The organism is Agreia bicolorata, assembly GCF_000938265.1.
Lineage (GTDB): Bacteria > Actinomycetota > Actinomycetes > Actinomycetales > Microbacteriaceae > Agreia > Agreia bicolorata.
The window spans coordinates 48,434-74,211 of the sequence record NZ_JYFC01000009.1; the positions used below are offsets into that span (position 1 = coordinate 48,434).

Consider the following 25,778-nt stretch of genomic DNA (forward strand, 5'->3'; position numbering starts at 1 on the left):
CCAGCGTGAAGGCTCCCGCCGTCGGCCAGCTGAATGGCCCACGGCGGGAGCCGCTCCCCAGACGCAAGAACCCGAACCGCGCGCAGGCTCGAATGGGTTACGCCTTCAGCGCGGGATACGGGATCCTGCTGATCCTGTTCGGCCTGCTCCCTGCCCTGTATGCCATCTTCCTGGCATTCACGCAGGAAGGCGCCTTCGTGGGCCTCGACAACTTCGTGAAGGTGTTCAACGACTACCGGTTCTGGCCTGCCGTGCAGCACGTGGCGGTCTACCTCGTCATCTGGTTGACCTTCCAGACGATCTTCGTTGTGCTCCTCGCCCTGATCGTTCATGCGTTCGGCTCTCGGTGGCTGTCGATTTCGACGCGGTTCTTGTATTACATACCGGGCGCACTGGCCGGCGCGTCCAGCGTCATGCTGTGGCTGTTCCTCCTCGACCCGTCTGTCAGTCCGGTCTCCGGCGTACTCCGCGCGCTTGGCATGGACAGTTTCGTCGAGACCGTCTCGATCGAGAATCTTCCGGTCATCTTCACGATCATTGCCTTCTGGACCGGCGCCGGTGGGTGGATCGTCATCATGTACGGAGCGCTCAACAACATCAGTCAGGAAGTCATGGAGGCGGCGCGCGTAGATGGCGCCGGTACGGTCAAGACGGCCTGGTATATCCAACTGCCACTGCTGCGCAAATGGATCTCGTACATGGGAATCATGACGCTCGCGGCGGGAACGCAGCTCTTCGTCGAGCCGCGCATCCTTTCTCAGGCCAGTAAGGGCGTTGTTCCCGGCGACTATTCACTCAATCAACTCGCCTATCTATACGCGTTCCGACAGAACGACTTCAACGGTTCCGCGGCGATCTCACTCATCCTTCTTGTGGTCGCTCTCGGACTGGCCGCGTTCTTCGTCTTCCGTGGAGGTCTCTTTGAGCGCGACTAACGCAGTACTGAACCGCGATCGCCAAGCGGCGAGGTCGCCACGCGGCTGGATGGGCCGCGCCTTCGCGATTGCCGTCGCGCTGATTTTCGTGGTGTTCTTCGTGCTGCCACTGATCTGGCTCCTGCTGGCACCTACGAAGACACCGTTACAGCTGCTGACCGGCAATCCGTTCTCGTTCGGAGGTCTCGGCTCGCTTGCCGAGAACTGGCAGAGCCTGTCGGAGTTCCAGAACGGCATCGTCTGGACGTGGTTGGGTAACGCTGCCTTCTATTCAGGAGCGGCGCTCGTTCTCACGCTCATCGTCAGCATCCCGGTGGGCTACGCCCTAGCGCTGACCGAATTCCGCCTGCGTCGGGCGCTTCTGGTCACGACGTTGATCGTGATGCTCATTCCGAACACCGCCCTGGTGCTGCCGATCTTCCTCGAGCTGAGCGCCGTGCGACTGATCGGCAACCCGCTGTCGGTCATTCTGCCGTTCTCGTTCTTCCCGTTCGGGGTCTACCTCACCTATATCTACTTCTCCACGGGTGTCTCCCGAGACCTCTTGGATGCTGCTCGCATCGACGGAGCCGGTGAGTTCCGCGTCTTCTGGCGAGTCGCGATGCCCTTGGCGGCCCCCGTCATCGCCCTGGTCGGCTTCTTCAACTTCGTCGGCAACTGGAACAACTACTTCCTGCCCTTCGTGATGATGCCCGGAAGGAAGGCGCCGATTCAGGTCGGACTCGCGGAACTGCTCTCGAATGTTCCACTGTTCAACCCCACATCGGCGGGTTCGGTGACGATCGAGGTGCCGGTACTGGCGCTGGCGACGATCATCTCGGTAGCGCCGGTGTTGGTCATCTTCCTGTTCTCGCAGCGATTCCTGGTCTCTGGAATGACTGCGGGCGGAACGAAGGGCTGAGGCGAATGCAGCGACACGCAATGGTCTGCCGAATGCGACCGGACAAACGCGAGGAGTATCTTGCTCTGCATCGCGACGTCTGGCCGGGCGTGGAGGCGACGATAACCCAGTGCGGCATCCAGAACTTCTCGATCTACGTGATCGGAGATGTGCTCTTCGGCTACTACGAGTACATCGGCGACGACTTCGACGCTGATCAGCGTCGCATGGAGGCGGATCCCGTCACCCAGGAGTGGTGGGCGCGGACGGCGCCGTGCCAAGTGCCGTTCACGGAGGGTGCGGATGTGCCGAACTGGCAGCAGCTGGAGGAAGCCTGGCGCCTGGGTAGGTCGAACATGTGATGTATGCTCTTTGTGATTTAGTGTGGGGAAAGATAAGGACGAAATGAAGATCACTGGTTACCGCTGCATCCGCACCTACCGTGATTGGGGGCGTCCGATCGGTGACGTGAACGGGTACATCGACAGTGGGCTGACCGAAGTGCCTATCGTGATTCTTGAGACCGACGCGGGCATCACTGGCATCGGCACCGGCTCCGACCAAGACATCGACCGGCTGTTCCCGGCCCTCGAAGGCGAAGATCCGCGTGCGGTCACGGCTCTCTATGACCGGATGCTGGCACGTGTTTTCAAGGCGGGGCACGCGGGCGCGACCTTTGGGGGGATCGGCGCGCTGGACATGGCGCTGTGGGACCTCAAGGCGAAGATCGCCGGCGAGCCGCTCTGGCGACTTCTCGGCGGCAGGGACAGATTCGTCAGCGGATACGCCTCGGGGCTCGACATAGCGCTGGACGACGAGAAGCTCGCCGCCTTCTACAAGACCATGGCCGACCTGGGGTTCACGAGTGCCAAACTCAAAGGCGGCCGTGATCTCGAGGCTGACCGGCGTCGGCTGCAGATCATCGGAGACGAGCTCCGCTCAAACACGCGTCATCCCGCTCTTATGCTCGACGCAAACGAGTCCTGGAACCTCAAGCAGGCGGTGCGCTATGTGACGGCGCTCGAGAGTGACACTGATCTGACTTGGGTCGAGGAGCCGTTGCGACGGTGGGATGCTCCGGGTCACGCGCGATTGTCCAGTTCGGTGAGGGCTGCCGTCGCCACGGGCGAGAACTTGACAGGGCTCGAGCAGTTCCGGCCGTTGCTGGATGCCGGGGGTGTCGACGTCGTGCAGGTCGGCTGCGTCTGGGGTGTCACGCACTTCCTTCGGGTTGCGAACCTCGCTCATGCCCACGACCTTCCGATCAGTCCGGTCGGGCTGACGTCGAATCAGGCGGTCGCGCACGCCGCGACCGCGGTTCCGAACCACATGGTGACCGAAGTGCAGGATCTGGGCGCGCCGTTCGGGGTGACTATCGATCAGGAGATCGTGGACGGCGGCATCGTGCTCGGTGATGAGCCGGGTCACGGGGTGAGTGTCGACGAAGACGCGATCCTGGCGAGCCAGCGGTCTGCGAGTTGGCTGGTGCCTGCGGGGCCTCACGTGCGTCCGCAGCGGGCCGGACTGCGGCTCGTCGCAGAAGGCGACCGCGCAGAACGCGCTCTATAGGGCCGGATCTGGCGGCGGACGCGTGCTGAGTGGTCATTTTATATGGCCGCGTATTGCGCATACGTCACACGTATGATTTCGTAGAGTCGAGGGCAAAGCCGCCCTGCTCAATCTCACGGAAGCGAATAGCCATGACACTGATGTCACATACGCGAGAAGTCTCTGTTCGAAAGAAAGGTTGGTGGCGAGCGCCTGTCGGATTAGCTGGCGCGGCCACCCTGGTCCTGACTGGTCTGGGTGCATCGGTCGCCCAGGCGGCGCCACCGGAGACGGGCAGTATCTTCTACGCCTCGCCCGACGGTAGCGACCAAGGGGAATGCCAAGAGCAGCAGCCATGCTCGCTGGAGTACGTGCAGGGCGTCGTGCGAGACGAGGCTGCCAAGGGCGAGGGCGACGTCACCGCCGTGCTCGCCGACGGCACCTACCGCATCGACCGTCCACTCGAATTTCGGGCGCAAGACGGCGGAGGGGACAGCCACACGGTGCGCTGGACCGCTGCCGAGGGTGCGCACCCCGAGATCACGGGTTCGACCCAGCTCACGGGCTGGCAGAACTATGACGAGGCCGCGAACATCTACGTCGCGGACACACCGGCCGGTTTCGAGACCCGGCAGCTCTACGTCGATGGCATCGCCGCGCCGCGCGCCGCGACCAGCCTGGCGCTGACCGACCTGACGCTCACCCCGACAGGCATGACGATCAACAACCCAGAGCTCGCCTACTTGGCGGATCTGCCAGATCAGGACCGGATAGAGTTCGAGTCGCTCGGCGACTTCACCGACCGCTACTCCCCGGTGCAGAGCATCGCAGGCGACACGATCACGATGACTCAGCCCGCCTGGGACAACAACACGTGGGGCTGGGACACGGTGCAGAACTCGCTGCTCGCCGACTCGAAGTGGTTTATGGCGAACTCGCTTGGCTTCCTCGACCAGGCTGAGGAGTGGTACGTCGACCCCGAAGCGGGAAAGCTCTACTACAAGCCCGCGGACGGCGTGAATCCCGAGGACCTCGACATCGAGCTCCCGAGGGTGGAGACCCTCATCAGCGTGGGTGGCACCTATGACGCTCCCGTCTCCAATCTGGAGTTCAGCGGTCTCACCTTCGATGGCACCTCCTGGCTCGGCCCGTCCTCGGCCGAAGGGTACGTCAGCCAGCAGAACGGCGGCTACATCAAGGGCGTGTACGACTACCGTCCCGCCGACGCCTTCGCCAACTGCAGCCGCGGCTGTGATCCGTATGAGCGCACTCGCAACACCTGGTTCCAGATCCCTTCCGCCGTGCAGGTGTCCGCCGCCGACCACATTACGTTCGCCGGCAACACCTTCCGCAACCTCGGGTCGTCGGCCCTCGGCATCGGCAATGACGACAACGCGATGCTCACCGGGGTCGGGCTCGGCGCCAGCAACATCGACGTGACCGGCAACGTGTTCACTCAGGTCGGTGGCCACGCCCTCTTCGTAGGCGGCATTCGGGCGGACGCGCATCATCCCAGCGATCCCCGCATGACGAACCAGGACATCCTCATCGAGAACAACACCATCAGTCACGTCGCCGTGGAGTACCAGGACACCTCCGGGATCCTCAGCACCTACGTGACCCGGGCGCAGATCGTGCACAACGAGGTGAGGGATCTCGCCTACGCGATCGACACCGGATACGGCTGGGGCATCAACGACGCCGGCGGCTCCCAGGAGTACCAGAACCGCGGGTACTACCAGTACAACCCGCTCTACCAGACGCCGACGACGCTCAAGGACAACCTGATCGCGGGCAACCTCGTGCACGACATCAAGGCCGACTTCGCCGACTCCGGCAACATCTACAACCTTTCGGCCAGCCCGGGCACGGTCATTGAGAACAACTACATGTACAACGTCTCGGGTGTCGGCATCTATCTAGACGAGGGCAGCCGCTACACCGTCTCGCGGCACAACGTACTGGGCGATGCGAACCCGTGGGTGTTCACCAACGCGTACAGCGCAGGCAACGGCACGAACGACAACACGCTGCAGGAGAACTGGCACACCGGCGGAGAGCAGATGCCGAACGCCGAGGCGCGCAACAACCGGCTGATCGACAACGTGAAGGTCAGCGGCAACGACTGGCCAAGCGGTGCGTGGGACGTGATCTGCGCGGCGGGCGTCGCCCCCGAGCACCGCACGGAGCTCAACGTCAACCTGGGTGGTATCGATCCGCGGTGCCCAACGGATGTGACCAAGCCGCAGGTGACGCTCGTGTCTCCGACCGCAGCCGGCCCGTTCAAGGAACTCACGGTGCAGGTCGACGCGAGCGACGACTACGGGGTCGAGAAGATCGTGGCGAACATCTACCAGGGATCGGCTCTGGTCAAGTCGACGCAGACCGCGGTCGGCGGGGCCAAGACGGGTACCCACTCGGCCACGGTCACGCTTCCCGAGGGTGATTACACGATCAAGTACAACGCGCAGGATACGAGTGGGCTCATCTCGCAGACGAGCACCTTCGCCTTCACGATCGATACCACGGCGCCGACCGTCACGATCAAAAACGGCGCAAAAGAGACCGTGGGTTCAGACGGCACCTACTCGCTCGTGAGCTTCAAGCTCAACGACGCGGGCAAGATCGACAAGCTCACCCTCAACGGCGTCGAGAAGGACCTTGTGAACAATGCCTGGTCCGATCTCAACTACGTCAAGCCGGGTGCATTCGGTGGCGTCGCCGGGCTCAACACCCTCGTCGTCTACGACGTGGCCGGCAACGCCCAGACGCTCACGTTCACCTTGAGCTAACGTTCCAGCACGACCGAGGTGCCCCCGCGGCTTCACCGGCGCGGGGGCACCTTGCCGCACCACCTACCCCTGCAGATTAGGACCCCGTTGCCTTGACAGACATTGACAACCGCGTGCTCTTCGGTGCCGCGTACTATCACGAGTACCAGCCCTCCCCCCGGCTCAAACAAGACCTCGACCTCATGCAGCAAGCCGGGTTCTCCGTGATCCGGGTGGGCGAGTCCACATGGGCAACCTGGGAGCCAGAGGATGGGGTGTTCGACCTCGACTGGCTGCAGCCCGTGCTCGACGGCGCGCATTCACGAGGCATCGCTGTCGTGCTGGGCACGCCCACCTATGCCGTACCCCCGTGGCTGACGCGCAAGTACCCCGAGATCGCCGGAGAGCGGCGCACCGGAGAGCGCATCGGCTGGGGCGCCCGTCAAGAAATGGATCTGACGCACGCCGCCTACCGCTTCCATGCCGAGCGGGTGATCCGTTCCGTCGTCGGGCGCTATCACGACCATCCAGCAGTGGTCGGATTCCAGGTGGACAACGAACCCGGCCTCGAGTTGCTGCACAACGAGGGTCTGTTCCAGGCTTTCGTCGATGACCTGCGCCGCACCTACGGCGACGTGGAGACCCTGAACCGGGAGTGGGGACTCGTCTACTGGTCGCATCGACTCACTACCTGGGCTGATCTCTGGAGACCGGACAATAACGCCCAACCGCAGTACGATCTCGCCTGGCGCAAGTTCCAGGCGCGGATGGTCACCGAGTTCATCGGCTGGCAGGCCGGGATCGTTCGCGAAATCGCCGGCACCGAAAAGTTCGTGACCACCTGCATCGCTTACGACAGGCCCGGAGTGCAAGACCCGGAGCTGACGGCGGCGCTGGACGTGACCGCGGGCAATCCCTATTACGCGATGCAGGACGGTCTCGCGCTCCCGGCCACGGAGAATCCCACACCGGGCTGGACTACGAGCGGCACCTGGGCGATATTCCACAGCGCAGACCGCATGTACTCGTCGAAGCAGGCGCGGTTCCTGGTCACCGAGACGAATGCCGGAGCCATCGGCGGCCCTGCCATGAACGCGCCCGCATTCGATGGACAGTGGCGACAGGCCGCCTGGGCGATGATCGCCCGTGGCGCGCGAATGATCGAGTACTGGCACTGGCACACACTGCACTTCGGTGCCGAGACGTTCTGGGTCGGAATTCTCCCGCACGACCAGCGGCCCGGGCGGGTCTATGAGCAGCTGGCCGCGCTGGGTGCAGAGATCAAGTCTGCCGAGGATCACCTGAACGGGCTCGTCCCGGACGCCACCGTGGGGTTGCTGTGGTCCAACGAGTCGATGTGGGGACTCGAAGGTCAGCCGTCGCTCGCCCGCGACGACGGCTCCGCAGACCCTGACAGCTACCAGCGAATAGTCCACGCCTTCTACCGGGGAGCGTTCGACGCCGGCGCGCCGGTGCGAATCGTCCACGACGTCCAGCTTGTCGAACAGGGCGACGGCAAGCGGCTCCGCGAACCGGCCGAGGTCGCCGCCGAGTTGCCCGTTCTGCTGGTGCCGGCGCTCTACGTGGCCAGCGACGCGCTGCTCGACTGGTTGCGTGACTACGCTGAGGCGGGCGGACACTTGGTACTCGGACCGCGTACTGGATATGCGGACACCGAAGCCCGAGCGCGCGCGGAAATCAAGCCGGCGCGGCTCGCCGCCACCGCCGGCGTCAGCTACCAGGAATTCAGCAACCTGGCGACACCGGTGCGCGTGACGGGCTCCGACGGCGCACTGGAGTTGCCCGACGCCGCCGCCGGCGCAGCATGGATCGACTACTTGCAGGTCTCCGACAACTCTGTGCAGGTCCTCGCCCGATATCAGCATCCCGCGTTCGGCCCGTACCCGGCGATCACCACCACCGAGGCGGGGCTGGGGCGCGTTACCGTCGTTGGCACCGTGCCCAACGCCGAGCTTTCGGCTGCGTTGGTGTCGTGGGCGCTGCCGGCTGATGGCAATGTCTGGAGTGCTCTGACGGCAGGTTCGGTCACTGTGACCTCAGCGACCACGGCCGCAGCGCGTCGGTTGCGAATACTGCACAACTGGTCGTGGGCGCCCTGCTCGGTGCGGTTGCCGCGCGACGTTACGGATGTCCTCTCCTCCGAGCCTCTCGAGGCTCATGCGCTGGTCGAGTTGGGGCCGTGGGACGTCCGTGTCTTTCTGGAGTAGCAGTGAGGGTCTAGTCGCTTGGCTGAGCCGCCGCCGACCCGCCTCGCGTGCGCGGAGCGTGATCGGGAAGCCGACGCCGTTCCCACGAGATGTGGATGTGGTTGTGCATGGCCTTCTCGGCCCCGGCGACGTCGCCGCGTGCGATCGCTTCGACGATGTCGGCGTGTTCCTGGAGCGTTCGGGAGACCGCATCCGGGGGATTGATGCCTTGGTAGCGGCTGGATTCGACAGCCCGCTTATAGAGGTGCTTGGCGATGTTCTCGGCGAGCCGGTTCATCGAGATCTCCATCAGCGCGAAGTGGAAGACGACATCGGCCTGCCGGAACGAGTCGGTCTCCGACTCGCTCTCGCGCATCGCGGTGAGTGCGTTCTCCAGGCGCCGCAGTTCCTCGGGAGAGCGCCGCGCGGCCACAGAGCCGGCCATCGCGGATTCCAGGCTGGCCCGCACGACGGTCAGCTGGTCGAGCACGCCGAGGCTCTGGTCGTTGTCGATGAGAGCCGAGAGCACCACCGGGTCGAGCATGTTCCAGTATCCAGGAGCGAGTACCTGGGTGCCTCGCCCTTGCGAGACGATGACAAGGCCCTTCTCCTCCAGGCGCTTCACCGACTCTCGCAGCACGGTGCGGCTCACCCCGAATCGCTCGCTGAGCGGGCCCTCCGGCGGCAGAAGGTCGCCTTCTTTGAGCTGGCCGGTGACGATAAGTTCCACCAACTCGGCGACGACCGCGACCCCGAGGCGCTCGGCCGGGAGCCGCGCAGGAATGAGCTGCGACGCGGGCGAAGGTTCAAGCACCATACACATGACATTAGTCGCTGCTGTGTCGCGCGCCGGATTCTCGCGACGGCTACCCCAGTCGGATCGGCCTCGCATTTCTGCTCGCATCGACCCCGGCATTCAACCCGAGTTCTGCGGGGGCGAAAAGGAATGATCGCGACCTCGTTGTCGCGTAAGGAGACTCAATGAAAATGACCGACTATCGAAGCCTCGTAACCATGCACGAATGGGGCCGGCTCGCCGGCGCCGCGAACCCCGCGGCGTTCGTCGGCGGTCCGCACGCGCGCCCCGAACACGCCGGCATTCGGCTGGTCGAAGAAGGCCACGAGCGTATCCCGGCCGAGCGCTTCCTGGCCGGAGGTATCCAGTGACCGACCCGGGCACAGACGGTCTGGCAGCCTCTCGACGAAGTCTGGCACCTCGAGTGAGCCGCACGATCGACGCACACGTTCATCTGTGGAATCGCGCGACCGACCCGCAGCCCTGGATCGAACCGGCGACGATGGCGGTGATCGACCGCGACTTCTCTGCCGCTGATCTGCGGGTGATGCTCGCGGATACCGGGGTCGATCAGGCCGTCGTCGTGCAGTCGTCGAACAGCGCCGGCGAGACGGCTCGTCTGCTGCAGCTCGCGGTTGACGACGATGCGATCGCCGGAGTCGTCGGCTGGCTCGATCTCACCGGTGACGTGAGAGAGCAGCTCGATCGCATTCCCGAGCGGCTTCGGCGCACGCTCGTCGGCGTTCGTCACCTCGTGCACATCGACCCCGACGAGAACTGGCTGGAGAGCGCGGAGGTGCATCGGGGGCTGACCGCGCTGGGCGAGGCGAACCTCTCGTTCGACCTGGTGGTGCGCTGGTGGCAGCTGGAGTCGGCGGCGCGAACGGCGGCCCGGCATCCGGAACTCACTTTTGTGCTCGACCATCTCGGCGGCGTGCCTGATGACGCCGACGATCTGTCGCGCTGGGAGGAGGGTCTGCGGGCCCTTGCCGCGCACGGGAACGTGAGTGCCAAACTCAGCGGAGTCTCCGCCTTCATCGGCGGTGAATCGGGGGTCGGCCTCGGTCTTGTCATCGACGCGGCGTTCGGCGCATTTGGTGCGTTGCGGCTGATGTATGGTTCCGATTGGCCGCTGAGCCAGCTCGGTGCCGGGGTCCTCGCGTGGCGCGGCTACGTGCAGGATGTCCTGGCGAGCGTGAGTGCAGATGATCGAGACGCAATTCTGGGCGCGAATGCCGCCCGCCTCTACAGATTGGACCCGAGATGAGTGACCTGTTTCAGCGCGTGGAGCGCACGCCTACCCCGTTCGCCCAGATCGGCCTCGGTGGTGGGCCGCTCGGCAACTTCGGAAGTGCGATCAGCGATGAGGCGGCGCAGGCGACGATCGAGCGAGCGTGGGAGAGGGGCATCCGGTACTTCGACACGGCCCCGCACTACGGACTCGGCCTCTCGGAGCGTCGTCTCGGGGCCGGCCTCGCCGGACGCAAGCGGGAAGACTTCGTCGTGTCGAGCAAGGTCGGCCGACTCATTGTGCCGGCAGAGAACCCGCAGGAGTTCGACGACGACGGCTTCGTCGTGCCGGGTGACCTCGCCAGACAGTGGGACTTCTCTTTCTCGGGCGTCGAGCGTTCGCTCGACGAGAGCCTCGAGCGCCTTGGGCTCGACTTCATCGACGTGCTGCTCGTGCACGACCCCGACCAGGCGTGGCCGGGCGCCGGCAGCGAGGGCCTCGAGTCTCTCGCTGCGCTCAAAGCAGACGGCCGGGTGAAGGCCATCGGCATCGGCACCAACTCCGTGGTGGGCCTCGATGCGCACATCCAGGCGGGCACCCTCGATGTGATCATGCTGGCGAACAGGTACAGCCTGCTGACCCAGGATGCCGTCGCGAGCGTTCTCGAGCCGGCCGCGGCCGCCGGGGTGGCCGTCGTGGCGGTCGGAGTTTTCGGCACGGGGCTGCTCGCTTCGCCGAGGCCGCAGGCTGGAGCGACTCTGGAGTACCGGGCCGCCGACGCTGATGCTCTGGCCCGTGCGGCTGCGATCGCGGACATCTGCGAGGCCCACGGGGTCGACCTGCCGACGGCAGCGCTGGCGTATCCGCTGCGGCACCCCGCGGTCACCGCGGTGGCGCTGGGCATGAGGTCACCCGAGGAGGTCGACCAGAACGTGGCGCGCGCCACGACCGAGGTGCCGCCCGCCCTGTGGACCGCGCTCGCGGACGCAGGGCTGGTGCCGGGCGGGCCCGTCGCCTAGCGAACGCGCCGTTAGCGGGCACACGCGCTGCTCAGAGTGGCGCGCTCGCCCGCTGATGGCGCGTTCGGGCCGGACTGATGCTGGTTACGACAGCCCCGCGATCTCGCGCAGAGTCGCCAGGTGGGCCTTCCATGCGGTGCGGCCCTGCTTGGTGAGGGTGAGCGAGGTGCGGGGCATCTTTCCGGCGAACGATTTTCCGACCGCCAGGTATCCGGCGCCCTCGAGCAACGAGACCTGCTTGCTCAGGGCGGAGTCCGTGATCTCGACGGCGTCGCGAACCTCTTTGAACGACAGGGTCGACGCGCGATCGAGCGCAGCCACGATCGAAAATCGCACGGGGTTCTGCAGCAGCTCGTCGAGGCGGTGACGCGGGTGCTGTTCGACGGCGGTCACGGGCGGGCCTCGCGAGCAGCGCAGGCCATGGTGACGAGCAGGATGAGTGCCGAGGTGAGGCCCGATGCGAGCACCGAGCCGTGAGCCCAGATCACCACGGAGATGGCCGCGGCGTAGGTCGCGAACCAGGCAGCGATGTAGGCGGTCCAGCGGCGCCCGCGAGAGAAGGCAGAGCGCCCTCGGATCGTGATCATGAAGAACATGATGAGCGCGAACGTCACGGTCAGCGTGCCGAAGTAGGCCAGGCCGAACGCGTTTCCGGTCGTGAGTCCCATGGCGAGCGTTCCCATCGAGGTCGCGACACCGAGCGCGAGGATGAACGTGATGTACGGCCAGCGCGTGGCGTTGTGGGCGGAGCGGCTGAGGTGCTCCGCGCGATCGAGAAGCACCTGCGCTTCGGCCGGGGCTACGGGGGTGGTGTCGCTCACGGTGATCTCCTCGTCGTTGCCTCCAGTGTCGCAAGTACTTTCCATTTAAGCAAGTACTTTCCATGAACAAGTAAGAAGACATGGGGGAGAATCGAGCCCGTGAAGCTGTCGTTGGTTGCTGAGGTGTCGTTGCCGGAAGGCGTTGACGCGTTCCACTTGCCCAAGACCGCTCTGGTCGCTGGGGACGGAGCGCTCTGGGGTGTCGTGAACGTCAAAGACCACGACGAGTGGGAGACCTGGATCGTTCGTGCGGACCGAGAAGGCCTGTCGCATCACGCGCTGTCGGCATCAGATGTCGAAGACGTCTTCAGCGGGCAGGTGATCGTCGACGTGGGAGGTGGATCGGTCGCTGTTGTGCTCTCGACCGATGCGGTGCGGGTTCTCGACGCTGCGTGCTCCGTTGTCGCCGATCATGTGATCGAGGGGGCCCACGAGTTGCGTCAGGCGGAGCTGCAACTCACACCGAGCACGGCACGGGGCGAGCGCGGCGGAGCCTATGTTCTACGCCTAGGTTCGAGATTTGGCGCACGTACTCTCGTTCCTCTGAGGATCGACCTCACCGCCGGCTTGGCCAGCTGGGGCACTCCTTTCGGCCTCGACCCTTCCGCGTATCCCGTGGATAGGTATGGCAGCGACGACTTCGACGGCAACGGTGACCCGACGCCGCCGATTGTCGGCGACGTCGCGAACTTCGATGGCGGCATCCTCGTCTCTACCGAGGGCTCGAACGAGTTCGTGCTCCGCTACGGCGCGGACTTCTTCACCGTCGACCGGGTGAACGAAGACGGGAGTGTTGCGGAGCGGATCCACGAACAGTTCGGGTGGAAGCGAATGCCGGGAAAGCACGGCTGGCAGGGGCGCATCACATCGGACGGCGACGCGGTCATAGTGACCCCGGTGTTCTCTTCGGGAGAGTGGAAGGGCAAGCAGAGAATCCTCTCCTTCGCAGACGGCTCCTTCGAGGCCCTGTCCATGCCGCGCGGGGCGTCGAAGAGCACGCTTCTTGACGTTCGTGACGGGCGGGCATGGCTCTTCGACGGTCGCACTCGACTGCTGTATTGCGATCTGTCGGGCGAATGATCGCTCAACGCGAGCGGCATCCGTTACTTAACGAGAAAAAGGACCGCCGTGGGGCATGTCCTTGCATTTCCAGATTATAGGTGAGAGGGGGTCTTGCGGCAAGACCCCGGTAGGGGCGCAGACTGGGCGGTCGTGACCGCAGCCGACGAAGTGGAGTCGCCCCCCATGACCGTGTCAGCTCATGTTTTCGCCCTGCCCGCAGCGCTTGCCGCGAAGGCAGACGCTGCCCTCATTGCCGACGACGAGCGGCATTTCGAAGCCATTGAGCGGAGCCTTGCGCAGTCGAAAACCGAGGTGTCTGCCAGTCTCGATAAGGCGAAGCTCGCACCGGCCGGCGCCGGTCAGGGCGCGCTCGACCGCGACTTCGAGGTGCACCGGCTGTCGGCGAGGCTGCGCGCGCTCAGTCGGTTCGGGCTCGATCTGTGTCTCGGCAGGATGGTTCCCGGTGAGGGCGACCCGGTCTACGTGGGGCGGTTCGGCCTCACCGACTCCGACGGCCGCCGCCTTGTTCTCGACTGGCGTTCGCCCGCGGCCGAGCCGTTCTTCGGCGCCACCCACGCGCATCCGATGGGCCTTCGCAGCCGGCGCCGCTATCGCTGGACGCTCGGGCGCATCACCGACTACTGGGACGAGCTCTTCGTCACCGACGAGCTCGCCGAGCGCGAGACGCGTGCCGGCCGCGCGGCGCTCGACGACCAGTCGGCGTTCATCGCCAGCCTCGGCAGCAGTCGCTCGCCCCGCATGCGCGACGTGCTCGGCACGATTCAGGCAGATCAGGATGCGATCATCCGGGCTGGTTCGCGCGGCGCGCTCGTCGTAGACGGCGGGCCTGGAACCGGCAAGACCGTCGTGGCGCTGCACCGCACCGCCTACCTCCTCTACTCCGACCCACGGCTGGCCGGTCAGCACGGCGGAGTGCTCTTTGTGGGGCCGAGCCCGGCATACCTCGCCTACGTCTCCGACGTGCTGCCGAGCCTCGGCGAAGAGAGCGTGCAGACCTGCTCGCTGCGCGAGCTGGTGGCGGAGGGTGAGCGGGCGGTCGTCGAGACCGATCCTGCGGTGGCCGAGCTGAAGGCATCCATCGATGTGACCCGCGTGATCGAGGCGGCCGTGCGGTCGTACGAGCGGCCGCCGTCTACCGGGCTCGCCATCGAGACCGACTGGGCCGACCTCTGGGTCGACCCGGCCGACTGGGCCGATGCGTTCGACGCGGCCGACCCCGGGGCGGCGCATAACGAGGCCCGAGACCAGGTGTGGGATGCCCTGCTCGACATTCTTCTCGACCAGCTTCGAGACGCCGACGAGGTGCAGGAGGCGACCGACGAGTTCGACGCCTACGGGTTCGACTCGCGGGGCTCGGGTTCGTCGGGCGTAGAGACATCGGATGCGGGGCTTCGCCGGGCGCTCGCGTCGGACCGCGAGCTCGCGCTGGCTTTCAGCCGCGCGTGGCCATTGGTGGAGGCGTCCGAGCTGGTGCGGCTGCTGTGGTCGTCGCCGCAGTTTCTGCGGCGGTGCGCACCCGAGCTGACCGACGAGCAGGTCGAGCTGCTGCAGCGAGAGTCATCGGATGAGTGGACCACCGCCGATCTTCCCCTTCTCGACCTGGCGCGACGGCGCCTGGGTGACCCGGAGGAGTCGCGTCTGCGACGTCGCAGCGAGGCTGCCGCAGCGGCGGAGCGCGCCCGCATGAGCGAGGTGATCGACGATCTCATCGCCAACGACGACTCCGACATGAAAGTGATGTCGATGCTGCGGGGGCAGGACCTGCGCAGAGCCCTCGTCGACGACAGCGCCCTGCCTCAGCGCGATCTCGATCAGCTGGCGGGCCCCTTTGCTCACGTGGTGGTCGACGAGGCCCAGGAACTCACCGATGCCGAGTGGCAGATGCTGCTCGCCCGTTGCCCTTCGCGCAGCTTCACCATCGTGGGCGACCGCGCCCAGGCAAGACAGGGGTTCTCGGAGTCGTGGGAGGAGCGGCTCCCGAGGGTGGGGCTCGGCACCGTGACGGTGGCGTCGCTCACGATCAACTACCGCACGCCCGTCGAGGTCATGACTGAGGCGGCACCCGTCATCCGGGCCGCGCTGCCCGATGCGAACGTGCCCACATCGGTGCGCTCGACCGGCGTGCCAGTGCTTCACGCGGAGGCGTCGCGGCTGGATTCGATCCTCGACGAGTGGCTCGCGCAGCACGAGGGAATCGCGTGCGTGATCGCGGCGCCGCAGCCGAGCGCGCCGTCAGCGGGCGAGCGCTCCATCGACGACGGCGCGTTCGCCCGCTCTGCGCGCGATCGGGTGAGTGTGCTCACCCCTGAACTCTCGAAGGGGCTCGAGTTCGACCTTGTGGTGCTCGTCGATCCGGATGCGTTCGGTGACGGCATTCGGGGAGCGGTCGATCGCTACGTGGCGATGACTCGTGCCACGCAGCAGCTGGTCATCGTGACGAGTTGAGCGGTGCGACTCAATGCTCGAGTGGTACCATATCTTGTACGATTCAGGAGGAATGATGGCTATCACTACCAGCGAGGCTCGTCGCGACCTGTTTGGCCTGATCGAGCGGGTGAATCTCGATCACACCGAAGTGGAGATCACGTCGAAGCGTGGTTCGGCAGTGTTGATGTCGAAAACCGAGTATGACGCTCTGGTCGAAACCAGCTATCTCCTTCGCTCGCCGAAGAACGCTCGCCGCCTCTTGAGTGCGCTCGAGAATGCGCGATCGGGAGGCGCCGAAGAGCATGAGCTCATCGAGCCGTGAGCGTTCGGAAGATCGCTTGGACGTCGGAAGCCTGGGAGGACTACCTCTATTGGCAGGGCCAAGATCGCAAGGTGCTCAAGCGCATCAATCTGCTGATCGCGGACATTCTTCGTGACGATCCGTTCGAAGGCATCGGCAAGCCCGAGGCTCTGAAGCACGCCCTTGCGGGCGCGTGGTCTCGCCGTATCGATGAGACCAACAGGCTGGTCTACGTCGCGAGCGATGAGCGCATCACGATTCTGCAGGCGCGTTACCACTACTGATCAACGTTTGCCCCGACCTGCCTGCGGCTCTGCCGGAACCACGGCCCGGTTACGGATGTGTTCGTAGACGACGGTCGTTCGCACATCGGCGACCTCGCGCCTTTGGGTCAGTCGGTCGATGACGAAGGCGTAGAGATCGTCGTTGTGGCGCACCCCGACGTGAATGATGAAGTCGTCGTTGCCTGTGGTGACGAAGACGCCGAGCGTCTCGGGCAGCGCGCTGACCCAGTCGCGAAAGGCCTCGATCACCTCGCGCGAGGGTGGCCGGATGCGGACCGCCACGAGTGCCTGCACGCCCCGGCCGATCGAGCCCAGGTCTACATCGAGGCTGGCGCCTGTGATCACGCCGCGCGTGCGCAGGCTCCGAGTGCGCTCGAGGGCGGTGGTGGGCGAGACACCGACCGTGGCCGCCAGATCGCGATTGGTCTTGCGTGCATCTGACTGCAATTCCCGAAGAATCGCGAGATCTAGTTCGTCCATATCGGTCATATTTCTCCTTTTACCAAATTAAGTTCGGATTCTGTGCGTGAAACCTGTTGATAACCGTACGCTGTGCCGGTATTGCTGTTCGTTCACGATCCGGAGCATTCATGTCTGACTCACTTTCTTCTGTCGTCGGCTTCAGCGCTGACGAGATCGACACGTCCGCGCCCACCAGGGCCGCGCGCTTGAAGTGGGTGGTCGTGATCAACGACTCGATTCCCGCCGGCCGAGCGGTCAACGCTGCCGTGTGCGTCGCGGGCGCGACGGTGAAGGCGGTGGGTGGCCTTCTTGGGCCGGATGCCGTCGATGCGGCCGGCGTTGCGCATCCGGGTCTGCCGTGGGCCGGCTGTTCTGTTCTGACGGCCGATGCTGAGACCCTGCGCGCAATTCGAGCGAGAGGCGAGGCTCACGAGGCGACGTTCGTGGCCGACATGCCCGAGGCGGCGCAGACCACCCGTGTCTACGACGAGTACCTCGGGGCGATGTCGTCGAGCGATGCCGACCGGATCGAGTATCTGGCTGTGAGCCTGGTCGGTCCCAAGAACCGTATCGACAAGATCGTGGGTCGGCTGCCGCTGATGGCGTAGATCCGCACACACACTATCGGATACATAAGCGTGTACATTGGATCCTATTGTTCGAAGCCGAGGCTTCTGTCGCGAGGGAGGCTCAGGTGATCCAGACCGTACTCGGGCCGGTCCAGGCGGACGCTCTCGGCTCCGTCTCGATGCACGAGCACGTGTTGACCGATGCGAGCGCGCTGCAGCGACCGGGAGTCGAGGCCCTCGACCCGAATCAGCCCGTCACGGCCGAGCTCGCCGCCGCACTGCGCTGGAGCCAGCTGGCGCTCGCCGACAACCTGCGCCTCGACGACCTCGATCTGCTGGTCGACGAGGTGGCGGGTGGCGCGCACGCCGGACTCGGGGCCGTCGTCGACCTCAGTTCGCTCGGCTTCGGGCCCGACGCCGAGCGGCTCCCGGAGCTTGCTCGCCGCTCCGGAGTGCACGTCGTTGCAGGCTATGGCGCCTACCTGCCTCGGCTGCTGCCCGAGTGGTATCTGGCACTCGACGAAGATGGGCGCACGGCACTGTTCGAGCGGGCACTGACCGAGGCCGTTCCCGGCGCCGACTACCGCGCCGGCATCCTCGGCCTCATGGGAACGACCGGTGCGTTCCAGGCCCCGGATGGCGACGAGGAGCGTCGCAGCCTCACGGCGGCCGGTCGCGCCGCCGTGACAACCGGGTCCGCCATCACTGTGCGGCTCGCCGCCGATGCGCGCAACGGCGTCGAGGTGCTCGAGCATCTGATCGGCCTCGGCGTCGATCCGACGCGGGTCGTGTTCTCCACGGTCGACGAGTTCCTCGATCTGCCCTACCTGCGCGACCTGGGCCAGGCCGGCGCGGTCTTGGAGATGTGCTTCGGCAACGAGGGAGCGCACGTCGGTCGAATCCGTAACGCGAGCGATCCGCAACGGTGGGATGCCCTGCTCGCCCTTCTCGAAGACGCCCCCGGCATTCGATGGGTGCTGGGGCACAGCACCTGGACGAAGGGCCAGCTTCGCCGATTCGGCGGCCACGGCTTCGACCACCTCACCGCCCGGGTCGTTCCGGGACTGAGGCTGCTCGGAGTCTCCGACGAGGTGCTTCACCGTATGACCGCGCTCGAGCCGGCACGGCTGCTCGATCGACCCGCCTGACTTCACCCCGCCATCCATCCCGGAGGATCCAATGAGAAACCAGCTTTCCCCGCTCGCGAGCATCGAGCCGTACCTCCTCGATGGCGCCTGGGTGACGCCGGAGGGTGCCGAACTGATCGACGTGATCGACCCGGCGACCGAGGAGCTCCTGACGAGAGTGCCGCAGGCCGACCCGGCCCAGATCGACGCCGCGGTCGCCGCGGCCAGGCGCGCGCACGACGACCGCCGGTGGAGCGGAATGACCCCCCACGATCGCAGCCGCATCCTGAATCGGGTCGCAGATCTGATCGAAGAGCGCCTCGAAGAGCTGGCCCAGCTCGAGACGCGCGACAACGGCAAGCCGATCGAACGCTCGCGTGCTGACACCGCGACCTCGGCCCGTGTCTTCCGCTACTACGCGGGCGCTCCGTCGCGGCTGACCGGAACGGTCATCCCCATCGATGGCGGTCAGCACCACGTGTACACGACCATGGAGCCTGTCGGTGTCGCGGCGGTCATTCTGCCCTGGAACTTTCCGATCATGACCGCGAGCTTCAAGGTCGCGCCCGCGCTCGCGGCGGGGTGCGCGATCATCGTGAAGCCCGCCGAGCAGACCCCGGTCACCATGCTGCGGCTGGCGGCGATCTGCGAGGAGGCCGGAGTGCCTGCCGGCGTTGTGCAGGTGCTGACCGGCGACGGCAGGGTCGGCGCTGCTCTCACGGCGCATCCGGGTATCGACAAGGTGTCGTTCACCGGAAGCACCGAGGTGGGCCGAAAGGTCATGACCGCGGCCAGCGCCGACTTCAAACGCCTGACGCTCGAGCTCGGCGGCAAGAGCCCCAACATCGTCTTCGAAGACGCCGATCTCGACGCGGCCGTGCTCACGGCGATGCGCGCCTCGTTCGGGCACTCCGGCCAGATGTGCACCGCCGGTAGCCGACTGCTCGTGCAGCGGTCGATTCTCGACGAGACGACCAAGCGGCTCGCGGATGCCGTGGGCCGGGTATCGCTCGGAGACGGCCTCGCGGGTGGCGTGACCGTCGGCCCGCTCGTGTCGGAGGAGCAGCGCCAGCAGGTGCTCGGCTACATCGCCCGTGGACAGGAAGAGGGGGCGACCGTGGCTGTGGGCGGCGGCGTACCCGACCGAGCCGGATACTACGTGGAGCCCACGCTCTTCACGGGGGTCACCAACGACATGACCATCGCCCGCGAGGAGATCTTCGGGCCGGTCGTGGGCATCATTCCGTTCGACGATGAAGACGAGGCCGTGGCGATCGCCAACGATCAGAGCTACGGACTCGCGGCCGGTGTGTGGACGCGTGACCTCGCGCGGGCGCACCGCATGGGCCAGCGACTTCGGGCCGGAACGGTCTGGGTGAACACGTACAACATCTTCGACCCGGCGCTGTCGTTCGGTGGCGTGGGCGAGTCGGGTCTCGGCCGCGACCTCGGCGAAGAGGCGCTGCGTTCGTTCTGCGAGTCGAAGAGCGTGGTCATCGCGCTCTGACGCGCGCACGTCGCGACCCCGCGATCCCGCGAGGCCGTCGAGTGTGTACAAATGGTTCGTCGCGTTGATTCGCACGGGCCATTTCTGCACACTGGATGCGCCGGCTCGCTCAGACGAGCGGCGGCTCGACCGCGGGGGCGACTCCCCTGCCGCCCTCGAGCCGTCGGCTCAGAATCGGGATGGCGGCGAGCTGCAGCACGGCAAGGATCACCAGCGCCTCGCGTGAGCCGAGGGTGGAGACGAGCAGGCCGCCGACGAGTGAGCCCGTCGCGTAGCCGGCGCTCGTGAAGGCCGAGAAGACGCCGACGCTGGTCGCCCGTCTGTCGCGAGGAAGCTGCTGGGTCGAGAGCAGAGTGAGCGCGGGGAACAGCGGCGAGTACCCGACGCCGATGAGCACGGCGCCCACTGCCGCAGACGGGAAGTCGCTGGCGAACGCGAGAACCGAGAGGCCCGCCGCCAGCACCGCGAGGCTGATGCGGGCGGTGATGGTCGCGCCGATGTGATCGGGCAGCCCTCCGAGGAGCAGGCGTGACGCCACGACGCTGAGGGCGAAGACGGTGAACACGTTCGCGGCCCCGAAGAGTCCCTGCGTCTGGACCCCGTGGCCGACGAGGTGCGCGATGAGGAAGGCGATGAGGAATCCCTCTGCGGCCCAGGCGATGAATCCCACGCTTCCGGGGCGCAGCAGGGTGACGACGATGGGCCTGCCGCCGGATACAGGTGCGGCGCGATCGATCGCCGCGCGGGGCGGGGCGCTGCCGTCGCGCGCCAGCATGGCCAGGAACAGGCCCGCGAGCTGCACGGCCACCGCGGTCGCCCAGACCGCCCGGTAGCCGAAGAGCTGCAGCAGGTTCTCGCCGAGCACGGGCCCGAGGGCCAGCCCGACCCACACGCTGAGGCCGAAGAAGCCGAGCGCTCGGCCCCGCTGTCCTGCGGGTGTCTCGGCGACCACCCAGGCCGTCAGGGCTGTGGCTACCGCCGCGTTACCGGCGCCGAAGACGATGCGGCTCGTGGCCAGGCTCGGCACTGTGAGCATCACCAGCACGAGAACCAGTCCGGCGGCGCTGAGCACGGCCGAGCCGGCGATGACGCGCCGGGGCCCCCAGCGATCGGTCAGCGCTCCGGCGATGGGCATCGCGATGATCGAGGCGAACGCGGCCAGTGACACGAGCAGTCCGCCGACGGCCGCACCTGCGCCGAGCTGGTCCTCTGCAAGCCTGGGGATGACCGGCGTGGTGGCGCCGTTGACGATGTGCCCCGCCGTCGATGCCAGCACCAGCGTCCAGAACGCGACGCCCTTCGTGCCGGTAGCGGCGAGCGGTCTCACTCGCTAGACGGTCGGGGTCGGCACTCGAGGCTCAGCCACAGCTCGAAGCAGGCATTTCGAGACAGAGCCGTCGCTCCGATCGACGCGCGCCCCATGCGGCCGACCTCGGGGCCGAACACGTCGAAGAGCAGATCGCTCGCGGCGTTGGAGACCTCGTTCAGGCGGGTGAAGCCCGGAGGACAGAGAACGAAGCAGAGTCCACGCGACAGCGCCGCGACCTCATCGAGGCTGCCGAGGGCGTAGCGGATCATACCCAGCGCGTTGACGGCGGTGTAGCGAGCCGCCTCGCGTGCCTGGTCGAGAGAGATGTCGACATCGACGCTTCCGGGGTGCAGCAGCTCTCCGCTTCGCGACTCCGGTGTGATTCCGCTGAGCTCGAGTAGATCGCCGGTGCGGTGGAACGCCCGTAGCGAGCTGCCGTAGCGACCTCCATAGGGCGGATTGGAGTAGTCGGGAATCTCGAGACCGAGTTCGCGTGCTCTGGCTTCGGCGGAGTGGGCCACGGTTTGTCCTCTGACTCGCTTAAGTGGATACAACCTGATTAGTATGGGATCCATTATGCACCGTCCGAGGTGCCGATCAGGAAGGACCCGCGGATGACGATCGGTCTCGAAGGCGGAGCCACCGTCGCGGCAGCGGGCATGGTCGACGTCGCCGCGGAACGCGAGCGCACCGCCGGCTCGGTCGGTCGCCATTACTTCAATGCGGCCGGGGCCGGACTGATGAGCGACAGCGTGGTCGAGACCATGGTGGATCATCTGCGTCTCGAGCAGCGGCTCGGAGGCTACGAGGCCGCGAATCATCGTGCCGACGATCTGGCCACCGTCTACTCGGCCGCGGCGACGCTCCTGGGAGCTGCAGCCCACGAGATCGCGTGCTTCGACAGTGCGACCACCGCGCTCAGAGCCATCTTCGACGCCCTCCGACTGGGTGAGGGCGACACCGTCATCGCTCCTCGCTCCAGCTATGTGAGCCAGGCGCTGCGGCTACTCACCCTCAAGCGCTACAGCGGCGTGCATCTCGAGGTCATTCCGACGGATGCGACGGGTGCGATGGATCTGCAAGCGCTCGACTACGCCCTGGCCACGGCGTCCGGCCGCGTCGTGATCAGTGCCGTGCACATTCCCACCTCGTCTGGACTCGTCGAGCCCATCGCGGAGATCAGCGCCCTGGGGCGCCGGTTCGGCGCTATCACCGTTCTCGACGCGACCCAATCTGTTGGTCATCTCGATATCGACGTGCGCGCTCTCGACATCGATGCGCTGGTCTCGACGGGGCGCAAATACCTTCGGGGGCCCCGGGGAACGGGGCTCGCGTACGTTCGCACCGGCATGCTCGACGGCTTGGGCGGTTGGGCGCCCGACGTGCGAGGCTCGGTGTGGACCAGCGCGGAGGAGTGGACCATGGAAGCAGGCGCACGTCAGCTCGAGACGTGGGAGTCGTCGGTAGCGGCCCGCCTCGGCCTGGGCGTCGCGCTGAACGAGGCGATCTCGCGCGGCCAGACCGTGACGGAGTCCTATCTCGTGAACTTCGGCGTTCGGCTTCGCGAGGGTCTTGCGGCCATCGATGGCGTCGAGGTCACCGATCCACCCGCTTCTTTGTCGGGACTCGTGACCTTCACCGTGAACGACATCGCGGGCAAGCAGGTCAGCGCTCTGCTGCGAGAGGCTCGCATCGACTCCATCGCCGTGCCGGCCAGCCACGCCCAGTGGGATCTCGGCGCGCGCGGAATCCCCAGCATCGTGCGGGTGTCGCCTCATGTGTACAACAACGAGGATGACGCTGTGGCGCTGCTCGATCGTGTCACCGACATCGCGCAGTCGGGGGGTGCACGATGATCGTCCGCGACGTGGTCGTGCTCGGCCTCGGCATCCATGGCTCTGCGGCCGTTCTCGAACTCGCGCAGCGCGGTCTTGACGTCGTCGGTGTCGAGCAGTTCGGCGCGGCGCACTCGCGCGGGTCGTCGCACGGCGCGACCCGCATGATCCGGCGTGCCTACCCGCATCCGGTCTGGAACGCGCTCGTCGAGCGCGCCTATCTCGGCTGGGATCGCTGGGGTCTCGCTGCCGGCCGGTCATTCGTGGAGACGACCGGCGGGTTCTACGCGCACCGCGGCGCGCAGTCGTTGCAGGGCGGTCGAAGCGTGCCGCTGGCATCCGGCGAGCTGACCGAGGTCGGCCCGTCGTTCCGGCCGCCGACAGACTACGGCGTGGTGCATGATCCCGACGCGGGCGTCATCGATGCGGCAGGTGCTCTCGCGTACGCCCACGGTGCGGCACGCGCGAAGGGGGCAGAACTCCGCTTCGACGAGGCGGTCCGGGGCTGGACGATCGACGACGGCATCGTGACCGTGCGCACCTCGTCTGGCACGATCCGCACACGGCGGCTCGTTCTCGCCGGGGGAGCGTGGGCGTCGACGCTCGTGCCGAGAGCGGCGAGCTTCTTCGAGGTGTGGCGCATCGTCACCCTCACCGTTCCCGCCGGTCAAGCCATCGCCCAGCCTCCGGCTCTCGGATGCTTCTCGGTCGATCTACCGGAGGGCCTCGTCTTCGGCCTGCCCGAGGCATCCGGATCGGGCGCCAAGATCGGCATCGACGCGGGCCCGATCTGGAACCCCGACGTGCCGGTCGCGGCGCCGACGGAGGCCGAGATCGAGCACCTCGCCGGGCTGCTGCGCTCGTTCGTGCCCGGCATCGACACCGACGGCGGCGAGGCCGCGGCCTGTCTCTACACGATGACGCCCGACAAGCGCTTCGTCGTCGGCGCGCTGCCCTCCTCGCCCGAGGTGGTCATCGCCGCGCCCTGCTCCGGTCACGGATTCAAGTTCGGTCCAGCCATCGGCGAGGCCGTCGCCGACCTGGTCACAGGAGTTGCGCGCCCCGATCTCGACTTCCTCAGCCCCGCCCGTATGGAGGCTCTCGTATGACGTCCAAGCCAGATCAGCCGCCCGTCCGACACATCGCCGTGGCCGCCCCGCACCCCGCGGCGATCGAGGCGGCATCCGAGGCGATCGCGGCGGGCGGCAATGCTATTGACGCGGCTCTCGCTGCCGCTGCCATGCTCACGGTTGTCTACCCTCACCAGTGCGCGATCGGCGGCGACCTCGTGGCACTCGTGCGCCGCCCCGGCCTCGGTGTGACCGCGGTGGTGTCGGTGGGCGCATCGCCGGCCGACGTCGACGTCGACGCGCTCGCACGCGAAGATCGGATGCCCAAACAGGGCGCACAGACCGTCACGGTTCCTGGGGTGGTGGCCGGATGGCGGGCTCTCGACGGGCTCGGCTCGCGGCTCGGCCTCGGGGCTCCACTGCGTGGTGCGGCCCGCCGCGCGGCAGACGGCTTCGCCGTCTCGGCCGGCCTGGCGCGCGCCATCGCGATTCGCACCGACGAGCTGTTGGCCGACGAAGGGATGCGCGGAGTCTTCGGCATGGGCGACGGCGGTCTCGCGGTCGAGGGTGATCGCATCGTGCAGCCGGCGCTCGCGGCCACGCTCGAACAGCTCGCGGTCGACCCCGACGCCATGTACAGCGGAAGCATCGGCGCGTCGATTGCGGCGCGGCTGCGCGCCCTCGGCGGCGCGCACGCAGAGGCCGACTTCGCCGCTCACGACGCGGAGCTGCTCGACCCGGTAGAGGCGTCGACGGGTGGCGTGCGCTGGTGGGTAGCCCCGCCTCCCACTCAGGGCGTCGTTCTGCTCGGCATCCTGCCCGAGGCTCTCGGCGACGATGTCGCCGAACTCGTCGCGGCCGTTCATGACGCCGCGCTGGTGCGGCAGTCGCAGCTCGGAGATCCGCGCGGCGGCCCCATCGACATCGATGCCATGCTCGCGCCGCGCTCGCGCGAGCAGCAGGGATCGCTGCCTCGGGCAGGGCGCGCGTTGGGCGACACGGTGGCGGTCACCGCCGCGGACAGCGACGGAACGGTCGTGACCCTCATTCAGAGCGTGTACCAGCTCTTCGGTTCGGGCATCCTCGATCCGGCCACGGGCGTGGTGCTGCACAACCGGGGCTCGGCGTTCAGCACCGACCCCGCGCATCCTGGCCGTATCGGCCCCGGTCTGCGGCCGCCGCACACCCTGCTGCCCGTGATCGCCGAGACCGACGAGCTCGTGCTCGGACTCGGCTGTCAGGGCGGCAGTGCCCAGCCGTGGATTCTCGCGCAGGTCGTTGCAGAACTCCTCGATTCCTCCGCCGATCCGACCACCACGCTTGGGCGGTCGCGCTTCGTCATCGGCGCCCGCGACCTGGGATACGAGGTGATGACCCTCGTTGCCGAGCCCGGACTGCCCGCTGCGGAGGCCGCCGCGCGCGGCCGGGACCTGCCCGTCGTCACGACGGAGGGCCTGATCGACGATGCCGGGCATGTGCAGGCCGTGCGCCTGCACGCCGACGGTCGACTCGACGCCGCGAGCGATCCGCGCGCAGACGGGCGTGCCCTCGTCTTCGACACCCTCTGAACCTGACCACCTCACGACCCGAAGGAAG

The 25,778-nt window shown here is 66.6% G+C and carries 25 protein-coding genes; 19 read left to right on the plus strand and 6 right to left on the minus strand.

Annotation, left to right across the window (positions count from 1 at the left end; all coding sequences use genetic code 11):
• Positions 1–5: 5 nt before the first annotated feature.
• The 6 genes from TZ00_RS16990 to TZ00_RS17015 all read left to right on the plus strand — a co-directional run bounded on the left by TZ00_RS16990 (position 6) and on the right by TZ00_RS17015 (position 8,362).
• A complete protein-coding gene (locus TZ00_RS16990) occupies positions 6–935 on the plus strand; it encodes a carbohydrate ABC transporter permease (RefSeq protein ID WP_238579737.1) in 930 nt (309 codons plus the stop codon).
• Positions 922–1,836: a carbohydrate ABC transporter permease gene (locus TZ00_RS16995; protein WP_238579738.1), complete on the plus strand. Its 915-nt coding sequence runs from the start codon at positions 922–924 to the stop codon at positions 1,834–1,836. Before TZ00_RS16990 ends, TZ00_RS16995 begins: the two co-directional genes overlap by 14 nt.
• Positions 1,837–1,856: 20 nt before the next feature.
• Complete coding sequence (locus TZ00_RS17000) at positions 1,857–2,177, plus strand: L-rhamnose mutarotase (protein WP_274519283.1); 321 nt, start codon at positions 1,857–1,859, stop codon at positions 2,175–2,177.
• A 43-nt stretch (positions 2,178–2,220) separates the two neighbouring features.
• On the plus strand, positions 2,221–3,384 hold the full coding sequence (locus TZ00_RS17005) for a mandelate racemase/muconate lactonizing enzyme family protein (protein ID WP_044443565.1): 1,164 nt from the start codon (positions 2,221–2,223) through the stop codon (positions 3,382–3,384).
• 362 nt (positions 3,385–3,746) lie between these two features.
• Positions 3,747–6,155 carry a right-handed parallel beta-helix repeat-containing protein gene (locus TZ00_RS17010; RefSeq protein ID WP_152631247.1) on the plus strand — a complete coding sequence of 803 codons (2,409 nt, stop codon included), beginning with the start codon at positions 3,747–3,749 and terminating at the stop codon, positions 6,153–6,155.
• Positions 6,156–6,247: 92 nt separating this feature from the next.
• Positions 6,248–8,362 carry a beta-galactosidase gene (locus TZ00_RS17015; RefSeq protein WP_044443566.1) on the plus strand — a complete coding sequence of 705 codons (2,115 nt, stop codon included), beginning with the start codon at positions 6,248–6,250 and terminating at the stop codon, positions 8,360–8,362.
• Between the two features lie 10 nt (positions 8,363–8,372).
• Here TZ00_RS17015 and TZ00_RS17020 read toward each other — a convergent pair whose 3' ends face one another.
• Positions 8,373–9,158: a FadR/GntR family transcriptional regulator gene (locus TZ00_RS17020; protein ID WP_052521667.1), complete on the minus strand. Its 786-nt coding sequence runs from the start codon at positions 9,156–9,158 to the stop codon at positions 8,373–8,375.
• Between the two features lie 164 nt (positions 9,159–9,322).
• On the opposite strand from TZ00_RS17020, the gene TZ00_RS17025 reads away from it, so the two are divergent.
• Genes TZ00_RS17025 through TZ00_RS17035 form a run of 3 tightly spaced genes read left to right on the plus strand, consistent with a single transcriptional unit; the run spans position 9,323 to position 11,387 of the window.
• Positions 9,323–9,508, plus strand: a complete 186-nt coding sequence (locus TZ00_RS17025; RefSeq protein WP_152631248.1) for a hypothetical protein — start codon at positions 9,323–9,325, stop codon at positions 9,506–9,508.
• A gap of 53 nt (positions 9,509–9,561) precedes the next feature.
• Positions 9,562–10,404: an amidohydrolase family protein gene (locus tag TZ00_RS17030; RefSeq protein ID WP_238579740.1), complete on the plus strand. Its 843-nt coding sequence runs from the start codon at positions 9,562–9,564 to the stop codon at positions 10,402–10,404.
• Positions 10,401–11,387 (plus strand): aldo/keto reductase, encoded by a 987-nt coding sequence (locus TZ00_RS17035; protein ID WP_044443568.1) that lies wholly within the window; start codon positions 10,401–10,403, stop codon positions 11,385–11,387. The genes TZ00_RS17030 and TZ00_RS17035 overlap by 4 nt, the downstream gene beginning before the upstream one ends.
• Before the next feature lie 84 nt (positions 11,388–11,471).
• On the opposite strand, the gene TZ00_RS17040 is transcribed toward TZ00_RS17035, so the two are convergent.
• Together TZ00_RS17040 and TZ00_RS17045 are read right to left on the minus strand one after the other, a co-directional pair.
• Positions 11,472–11,780, minus strand: coding sequence for a winged helix-turn-helix domain-containing protein (locus tag TZ00_RS17040; RefSeq protein WP_044443569.1), 309 nt, complete (start codon positions 11,778–11,780; stop codon positions 11,472–11,474).
• Complete coding sequence (locus TZ00_RS17045; protein WP_238579741.1) at positions 11,777–12,208, minus strand: chemotaxis protein CheY; 432 nt, start codon at positions 12,206–12,208, stop codon at positions 11,777–11,779. Before TZ00_RS17045 ends, TZ00_RS17040 begins: the two co-directional genes overlap by 4 nt.
• 99 nt (positions 12,209–12,307) lie before the next feature.
• Here TZ00_RS17045 and TZ00_RS17050 point away from each other — a divergent pair, with 99 nt between their 5' ends.
• The 4 genes from TZ00_RS17050 (at position 12,308) to TZ00_RS17065 (ending at position 16,303) form a co-directional block, all read left to right on the plus strand.
• Positions 12,308–13,288 (plus strand): hypothetical protein, encoded by a 981-nt coding sequence (locus tag TZ00_RS17050; RefSeq protein ID WP_044443573.1) that lies wholly within the window; start codon positions 12,308–12,310, stop codon positions 13,286–13,288.
• 165 nt (positions 13,289–13,453) lie between these two features.
• On the plus strand, positions 13,454–15,736 hold the full coding sequence (gene helR / locus TZ00_RS17055) for an RNA polymerase recycling motor ATPase HelR (RefSeq protein ID WP_044443575.1): 2,283 nt from the start codon (positions 13,454–13,456) through the stop codon (positions 15,734–15,736).
• A gap of 13 nt (positions 15,737–15,749) precedes the next feature.
• Complete coding sequence (locus TZ00_RS17060) at positions 15,750–16,040, plus strand: type II toxin-antitoxin system Phd/YefM family antitoxin (protein WP_338010802.1); 291 nt, start codon at positions 15,750–15,752, stop codon at positions 16,038–16,040.
• The gene (locus tag TZ00_RS17065) at positions 16,037–16,303 is read left to right on the plus strand and encodes a Txe/YoeB family addiction module toxin (protein WP_044443576.1); all 267 of its coding nucleotides are present in this window, start codon (positions 16,037–16,039) and stop codon (positions 16,301–16,303) included. The genes TZ00_RS17060 and TZ00_RS17065 overlap by 4 nt, the downstream gene beginning before the upstream one ends.
• On the opposite strand, the gene TZ00_RS17070 is transcribed toward TZ00_RS17065, so the two are convergent.
• On the minus strand, positions 16,304–16,792 hold the full coding sequence (locus TZ00_RS17070) for an Lrp/AsnC family transcriptional regulator (RefSeq protein WP_238579742.1): 489 nt from the start codon (positions 16,790–16,792) through the stop codon (positions 16,304–16,306).
• 101 nt (positions 16,793–16,893) lie between these two features.
• On the opposite strand from TZ00_RS17070, the gene TZ00_RS17075 reads away from it, so the two are divergent.
• The 3 genes from TZ00_RS17075 to TZ00_RS17085 all read left to right on the plus strand — a co-directional run bounded on the left by TZ00_RS17075 (position 16,894) and on the right by TZ00_RS17085 (position 19,968).
• Positions 16,894–17,373 carry a DUF2000 domain-containing protein gene (locus TZ00_RS17075; RefSeq protein ID WP_044443580.1) on the plus strand — a complete coding sequence of 160 codons (480 nt, stop codon included), beginning with the start codon at positions 16,894–16,896 and terminating at the stop codon, positions 17,371–17,373.
• Positions 17,374–17,459: 86 nt separating this feature from the next.
• Positions 17,460–18,482: a phosphotriesterase family protein gene (locus TZ00_RS17080; RefSeq protein WP_044443581.1), complete on the plus strand. Its 1,023-nt coding sequence runs from the start codon at positions 17,460–17,462 to the stop codon at positions 18,480–18,482.
• Between the two features lie 31 nt (positions 18,483–18,513).
• The gene (locus TZ00_RS17085; protein WP_044443582.1) at positions 18,514–19,968 is read left to right on the plus strand and encodes an aldehyde dehydrogenase family protein; all 1,455 of its coding nucleotides are present in this window, start codon (positions 18,514–18,516) and stop codon (positions 19,966–19,968) included.
• Positions 19,969–20,077: 109 nt separating this feature from the next.
• Here TZ00_RS17085 and TZ00_RS17090 read toward each other — a convergent pair whose 3' ends face one another.
• Together TZ00_RS17090 and TZ00_RS20040 are read right to left on the minus strand one after the other, a co-directional pair.
• Complete coding sequence (locus TZ00_RS17090; RefSeq protein ID WP_044443583.1) at positions 20,078–21,295, minus strand: MFS transporter; 1,218 nt, start codon at positions 21,293–21,295, stop codon at positions 20,078–20,080.
• The gene (locus TZ00_RS20040) at positions 21,292–21,798 is read right to left on the minus strand and encodes a RidA family protein (RefSeq protein ID WP_044443584.1); all 507 of its coding nucleotides are present in this window, start codon (positions 21,796–21,798) and stop codon (positions 21,292–21,294) included. Before TZ00_RS20040 ends, TZ00_RS17090 begins: the two co-directional genes overlap by 4 nt.
• Before the next feature lie 93 nt (positions 21,799–21,891).
• Here TZ00_RS20040 and TZ00_RS17100 point away from each other — a divergent pair, with 93 nt between their 5' ends.
• The 3 genes from TZ00_RS17100 to TZ00_RS17110 are packed head-to-tail and all read left to right on the plus strand — an operon-like array spanning position 21,892 to position 25,750.
• Positions 21,892–23,133, plus strand: coding sequence for an aminotransferase class V-fold PLP-dependent enzyme (locus TZ00_RS17100; protein ID WP_052521668.1), 1,242 nt, complete (start codon positions 21,892–21,894; stop codon positions 23,131–23,133).
• On the plus strand, positions 23,130–24,221 hold the full coding sequence (locus TZ00_RS17105) for an FAD-dependent oxidoreductase (protein WP_044443585.1): 1,092 nt from the start codon (positions 23,130–23,132) through the stop codon (positions 24,219–24,221). The genes TZ00_RS17100 and TZ00_RS17105 overlap by 4 nt, the downstream gene beginning before the upstream one ends.
• A complete protein-coding gene (locus TZ00_RS17110; RefSeq protein ID WP_044443586.1) occupies positions 24,218–25,750 on the plus strand; it encodes a gamma-glutamyltransferase in 1,533 nt (510 codons plus the stop codon). Before TZ00_RS17105 ends, TZ00_RS17110 begins: the two co-directional genes overlap by 4 nt.
• Positions 25,751–25,778: the final 28 nt, after the last annotated feature.